This window comes from Ilyobacter sp. (genome assembly GCF_041583315.1).
Classification (GTDB): domain Bacteria; phylum Fusobacteriota; class Fusobacteriia; order Fusobacteriales; family Fusobacteriaceae; genus Ilyobacter.
The window spans coordinates 1-5,227 of record NZ_JBFHGC010000160.1; the positions used below are offsets into that span (position 1 = coordinate 1).

The window sequence follows — 5,227 nt, forward strand, 5'->3', positions numbered from 1 at the left end:
GCTCAAAGCGGATCATGCTGCCAAACTGAGAAAAAAAGTAAAAAGTGATACAAATTTCAGATATATTAATAATTATAATGTTTCAGTTTTTAAAAATGCTCCAGGACAGCATAATTTTGTTTTTTCCCTGGAAAAATCAAAAAAAAATGATGATTTTGAGGTTATAGATGAGGAGAAAAGATATGTTTCGAGAAATTCTCTTATATATAACAGTATCGAAAAAATCATTCTGGCTTCAGCAGATGATTTAAAAAACCTGAAAAAAATATACAGCAACAGAACCCATGTGTTGGGAGAGTTGATTAATATTAATCAGGGGATTGTCAGCGGGTGTGATAAAGCATTTGTATTTAAAGAGTATCAGGAGAAATTTTCTCAGTATTTAAAACCCTTTTATAAAAACAAGGATATTCATAAGTATAAAGTGGAAGAATCCAGTGAGTTTTGGATACTTTATATGAATAAATATACTGAAGTTTGTGAAAGTGTTCTGAAGCATCTGGAAGAATACAGAGAAAAATTGTCTTCTAGGAGAGAAGCTAAAAATGGGAAAATCAACTGGTGGGAACTTCAGTGGGCACGGGACACCAAAATTTTTAATCAGCCAAAAATAGTAGGAAGGCAGAGAAGCAGAGAAAATAAGTTTGCATATACAGAGAAAGAATTTTATGGAAGTGCAGATATTTATTACCTCACTAAAAAATCTGAAAATATAAATCTTTTATATATTTTAGGCTATTTAAATTCCAGTTCTTTTTATAACTGGTTTAGATACAACGGTAAGGTCAAAGGATATAACCTTGAGTTATATTCCACCCCTTTGAAAGAAACTCCTATTTATTATCCGGAGAATCCGGAGAAACTCCGGTATATTGAAAAAATGGTCCAGAAGCAGATGGTTGAATATGATGAAGAAATTCAAAATAAAATAGACGGATATTTTAGAAATCCATATTAAAAAAGGGCGCCTAGGCACCCTTTTTTAATATTTTTAAGATATTTTAACACCCTTGATATCATCTAAGTCAAATTTTAATGAGAAGAAAATTGGAGATTTTTCAGGACACCCTTTTTCATTTGATTGCTTAATATCGTTAATATCCATATCGAGAATATCACCTTTCTCAAAACTTCTTAATTTACAATTTCTACATTTTTCTAGTGCAGGATTATAGCAACCATATCCTTCTAAGAGGAGATTGTTGTTCTCAATAAGATAAACAAGTTTTGCCTCCCTATCGAAATCCCTTGGAAAATTAATACTTAAAACCATTTGTCCCTCCTTATCATATTAATCTTAAAGAGATATTACTCCATAAACTGAACTTTCCTTCATTTTTGACACTTTTTTTTCAGGATCACATACCAAGGATTGTTAAAACTGGTTTGAAAGAAGTAAAAAAATGAGAAGTGACACCGGATATGGTACTTCCGATTTAAACATGAAATCAAACATTCGTCTGATACGGTAAAATATTGAGACTAATTCCTTTCAACAATAAGCGAGTAATAAGATTTCTTAGTCTCCCCTGTGTTAATATCAAGTAACTCTGGTTCATGTTCTGTTACTTTAAAATTAAGGAGATGTTCTTTTATATCTTCAGCTTCAAAAATATGAGGTTCCAATTCGACTTTATTGTCACTTTGGAAGCGGATAACAATTTCTTTGTTATTAACCATACATCTTTTAGATTCAGGTTTTAATAACTCATATCCGAATTTTTCAAGTTGCTTACTTAACTCATCTATCAAAGCCATCTTTAACACCCCCTCTATTATAATGTTTCTCCATGAACATTAATTTTCCTTTAAAAAATCAAAAACCTTTCTATTTATTTAGAAAGGTTTTTTTTGATGGAATTATTCATTTCTGAGGGCATCTATCGGGTTCATGTGGGCTGCTTGTCTGGCAGGATAAACTCCGAAAACAAGTCCTATCAGAGTGGATATAAAAACAGATGCTATCGTTACATTTGCAGATAATATAGGTTCTATTCCGGAAATTATTCCGAAAATTTCAGATGCTGCAAATCCGATAAAAATACCTATAGCCCCACCTGAAAGAGAGAGTACAATCGCTTCAGTCAAGAACTGAAAAAGGATGTCTCGGTTTTTTGCCCCTATAGCTTTTCTGATACCTATCTCTTTTATCCTTTCTGTGACACTTACGAGCATTATATTCATTACTCCTATTCCGCCTACGAGGAGGGATATAGAGGCCACGAAGGTGACAAAGATATTCAGTGTTGATAATACTTCATTGAATGAGCTTCCCCGGGAGACCCTCTCTTCATATTCATATATATCGGCGACATTTTTATTCTCCAGTTCTGTTATGATATTGGAGAGTAGGACCTGGGATTGTGTCGGATTAGAAGCCTTTACCAGTATAGAGGAATATTCATCAATTCCCAAAATCCTTTCTGCAAGAGGAAGAGATATTCTACCAAATGACGGCATAAATCTGCTGAGTCCCAGCTGGTTCATCCCAGCATCAGGATGCTGGAAGACACCTACAATTGTAAAGGCCACTGTTTTCTTGAGTTCCCTGAAGTTCACAGATATTTTTTTTCCCAGGGGGTTTTCTTTTCCGAAGACCTTACCTGCAGTGATGTTGTCTATCACAATAACCGGTACTTTTTCTTCGTATTCACTTGAGAGAATAGCTCTTCCCATGGTATAAGTCAGTTCATCTATAATCTCGTATCCTGGGGTTGTACCGAAGATAGCCCCACGGAGGTCTTGATTTTTAAGGTTTTTAAAATCAACTCTTTCAAAAACATAGGGAGAAAGAGCTTCTAAATTTTCAGTATTTTCCAGGATAGACACGTCACTGCTGTTTAGAGCGAAAGCACTCCTGTAATTGTCATGTTCTGTGTCTACGGATATTTCATAAACTCCAAATCCACTTTTGGCAAGGGAACCTGTTATTTTTTTCTGTCCCCCTTTACCGATTGCTGACATTGCAATGACAGAAGATATTCCTATTATAATTCCAAGCATTGTGAGAAGAGACCTCATCTTGTTGGCAGTAAGTGATTGCAGGGCACTTTTAAAAGTCTCTATAAAATTCATGGTCAATCACCTCATCTTTAATCAATTTACCATCTCGGAAACGGATAATTCTTTTACAGTGAGCGGCTATGTTGTCTTCGTGGGTAACCATTACAATAGTTACACCAGTTTGGTTAAGTTCTTTAAAAATAGTTAGCACCTCTTCTTCGGATTTTGAATCAAGGTTACCAGTGGGTTCGTCTGCCAGAATGATACTTGGGTTGGTCACTAGTGCTCTTGCCAGGGCAGCCCTCTGTCTCTGTCCACCGGAAAGTTCATTTGGCCTGTGATCTAGTCTGTCTCCTAGTCCTACGCCTTCCAGGGCTTTCACAGCCATTTCTTTTCTTTTGTGTGCATGTACACCTGCATATACCAGTGGCAGCGCCACATTTTCCCAAGCTTTTAATTTTGGCAGGAGATTGAAGGACTGAAAGACAAATCCTATTTTTTTATTTCTGATCTCAGCAAGCTGATCGTCATCGAGATCCTCTATATTGACCCCAGACAGGTTATATTCTCCCACAGATGTCTGATCCAGACAACCCAAGATATTCATCATGGTGGACTTACCACTTCCGCTCGGTCCCATTATTGCCACAAATTCCCCCTCTTTTACGGTAAATGACACGTTATCCAGGGCTTTCAGAGAAATATCTCCTGTTATATATGTTTTTTCGAGGTTATTGATTTCTATTACATTTTTTCTGGTAGAATACTTCATGTTACACCCCTAACTTTTTTTCTTTTTTTGAGCATCATTCACGCCGATCTTTACTTTGGTGCCTTCAAGAAGAACTTGATCGGGATCTTTCAAAATAGTAATATTCTCATCTAAGCCTTCCACAGATACAATGCTGCTGTTATTCGTCTTTAGATCTATATATTTCTTTTTTACGGTGGAATCTGACTGAAGCTCAAAAACATAGAATCCTTTTTTATCTTCCAGAACAGATATTCTCGGTATGGATATACTGTCTTTATCTACATAAGAGATTATTTCTACCTTTACATTAAATCCCGGACGAAGCTGTGCAGGGATATTTTCTAAAGTTATTTCTACTTCGACATAAGCCTCAGTGCTGCTAGAAGAAGATGAGCTTTGATTTGAGGAGTTTGAAGTTGTAGCCGTAGACAATGTAGAGATTTTGCTTATCCTGCCTTCAAAGAGCTCCTTATAAGCTTCAGGGGCTATTCTCACAGGCTGACCTACTGAGACTTCGTTTATACTGTATTCCGGCACCTCTGCCATGATTATCATATCAGAGAGGTCTGCTATTTCAAAAAGCTCTACCTCTGTATTTACCCTGTAGTTTTCTTCGGCTATCATGGAAATAATAGTTCCGTTAAACGGGCTTTTTATTTCGTCTAGCATCTTGGAAAGTTCCTCTTTGAAATCTTCTATTTTTAAAAGAGAGGTTTCTATATCAAACTGGAGATTTTCTACTTCTACTTTGGAAGCTCCTCCTATTTTAAAAAGTTCCCTCTTGTTTTCCAAATCTCTTTGGAGTTTTTTCAGAGCGATCTCCTCTTTTTTTAGATTTCTGATGACAGTATTTTTATCTTCAGCATCAAAGGTCATGATCGTCTCGCCTATTTTTACATAATCTCCTTCGCTGTAGTATACTTTATCCACTTTGAGACTTCTGTCTGCATAGACAAGTTTTGTATCTCTTGCCTCTATAATTCCGTCTGCTTCTACTATTTTTTCAAAGTCAGACCTTTTGACTTTATATACAGAATAGCTTCTTTTTGTCTCTTCAGAAAGGATAGTCCTTTTGTAAAAAATAAAACCTGTAATCCCTAAGAGAAAAATAGCTATTATGATGATTGTTTTTTTGAGTTTCATTGTTACCTCCTGTACTTTATTTCGTAGATAAGGGCATTGACTTCGTTTCTTTTTCTTTCCAGATCTATTGAGTTTTCTATATACTCATCATATTTTTCTGCATAATTTATGTATGAATCACTTCCCTGCTCATATCTCATTTTATATATTTCATATTTCATTTTAAAAAGCATATTTTCTCGCTCCAGGTTTTTGAGCTCCTTCATCAGAGAAAAATATCTGTTTTCAAAATCCTTTTTGAGATTTTTACTTTCTTCTACTTTTTTATTTTTTTCAAGTTCTAACTCTTGAATTTCAACCTGGTATAAATTACTCGTATCATCATAC

The 5,227-nt window shown here is 35.3% G+C and carries 7 protein-coding genes; 1 reads left to right on the forward strand and 6 read right to left on the reverse strand.

Annotated features, from left to right (window positions below; all coding sequences use genetic code 11):
* The coding region (locus ABZA26_RS06950; RefSeq protein WP_372713797.1) for a TaqI-like C-terminal specificity domain-containing protein at positions 1–958 on the forward strand (958 nt) is incomplete at its 5' end.
* 33 nt (positions 959–991) lie between these two features.
* On the opposite strand, the gene ABZA26_RS06955 is transcribed toward ABZA26_RS06950, so the two are convergent.
* The 6 genes from ABZA26_RS06955 to ABZA26_RS06980 form a co-directional block, all read right to left on the reverse strand.
* On the reverse strand, positions 992–1,273 hold the full coding sequence (locus ABZA26_RS06955) for a hypothetical protein (protein WP_372713798.1): 282 nt from the start codon (positions 1,271–1,273) through the stop codon (positions 992–994).
* 209 nt (positions 1,274–1,482) lie between these two features.
* Positions 1,483–1,758 carry a hypothetical protein gene (locus ABZA26_RS06960; protein ID WP_372713799.1) on the reverse strand — a complete coding sequence of 92 codons (276 nt, stop codon included), beginning with the start codon at positions 1,756–1,758 and terminating at the stop codon, positions 1,483–1,485.
* Positions 1,759–1,860: 102 nt separating this feature from the next.
* Entirely contained in the window at positions 1,861–3,075 is a 1,215-nt protein-coding gene (locus ABZA26_RS06965) for an ABC transporter permease (RefSeq protein ID WP_372713800.1), read from the reverse strand.
* Positions 3,053–3,775 (reverse strand): ABC transporter ATP-binding protein, encoded by a 723-nt coding sequence (locus ABZA26_RS06970; RefSeq protein WP_372713801.1) that lies wholly within the window; start codon positions 3,773–3,775, stop codon positions 3,053–3,055. Before ABZA26_RS06970 ends, ABZA26_RS06965 begins: the two co-directional genes overlap by 23 nt.
* 9 nt (positions 3,776–3,784) lie before the next feature.
* The gene (locus ABZA26_RS06975; RefSeq protein WP_372713802.1) at positions 3,785–4,900 is read right to left on the reverse strand and encodes an efflux RND transporter periplasmic adaptor subunit; all 1,116 of its coding nucleotides are present in this window, start codon (positions 4,898–4,900) and stop codon (positions 3,785–3,787) included.
* 2 nt (positions 4,901–4,902) lie between these two features.
* A partial coding sequence (locus tag ABZA26_RS06980; RefSeq protein WP_372713803.1) for a hypothetical protein occupies positions 4,903–5,227 on the reverse strand: 325 nt, incomplete at its 5' end.

What these genes read in the sequence shown, in the direction of transcription:
- ABZA26_RS06955 (WP_372713798.1), bottom strand. Translation starts at nt 1,273, where the DNA reads ATGGTTTTAAGTATTAATTTTCCAAGGGATTTCGATAGGGAGGCAAAA.
- ABZA26_RS06960 (WP_372713799.1), bottom strand. Translation starts at nt 1,758, where the DNA reads ATGGCTTTGATAGATGAGTTAAGTAAGCAACTTGAAAAATTCGGATAT.
- ABZA26_RS06965 (WP_372713800.1), bottom strand. Translation starts at nt 3,075, where the DNA reads ATGAATTTTATAGAGACTTTTAAAAGTGCCCTGCAATCACTTACTGCC.
- ABZA26_RS06970 (WP_372713801.1), bottom strand. Translation starts at nt 3,775, where the DNA reads ATGAAGTATTCTACCAGAAAAAATGTAATAGAAATCAATAACCTCGAA.
- ABZA26_RS06975 (WP_372713802.1), bottom strand. Translation starts at nt 4,900, where the DNA reads ATGAAACTCAAAAAAACAATCATCATAATAGCTATTTTTCTCTTAGGG.